Source organism: Paenibacillus medicaginis (assembly GCF_042138635.1).
Classification (GTDB): Bacteria; Bacillota; Bacilli; order Paenibacillales; family Paenibacillaceae; genus Paenibacillus; species Paenibacillus medicaginis.
This window is the reverse complement of record NZ_JBHIRY010000103.1, coordinates 1-415: the sequence shown is the minus strand read 5'-3', so window position 1 is coordinate 415 and position 415 is coordinate 1. Positions and strand designations below refer to the sequence as shown.

At 56.1% G+C, this 415-nt stretch carries 1 rRNA gene; it reads right to left on the bottom strand.

Annotated elements, in window-relative coordinates:
* Window positions 1-13: 13 nt before the first annotated feature.
* Window positions 14-415 (bottom strand): 16S ribosomal RNA (locus tag ACE5LO_RS27830); the annotation flags it as partial.

Below are 415 nucleotides of genomic sequence, written 5' to 3'. Positions count from 1 at the left end.
CGATTCTCCATAGAAAGGAGGTGATCCAGCCGCACCTTCCGATACGGCTACCTTGTTACGACTTCACCCCAATCATCTACCCCACCTTCGGCGGCTGGCTCCTTGCGGTTACCCCACCGACTTCGGGTGTTGTAAACTCTCGTGGTGTGACGGGCGGTGTGTACAAGACCCGGGAACGTATTCACCGCGGCATGCTGATCCGCGATTACTAGCAATTCCGACTTCATGCAGGCGAGTTGCAGCCTGCAATCCGAACTGAGACCGGCTTCTAAGGATTCGCTCCATCTCGCGACTTCGCTTCCCGTTGTACCGGCCATTGTAGTACGTGTGTAGCCCAGGTCATAAGGGGCATGATGATTTGACGTCATCCCCACCTTCCTCCGGTTTGTCACCGGCAGTCACCTTAGAGTGCCCA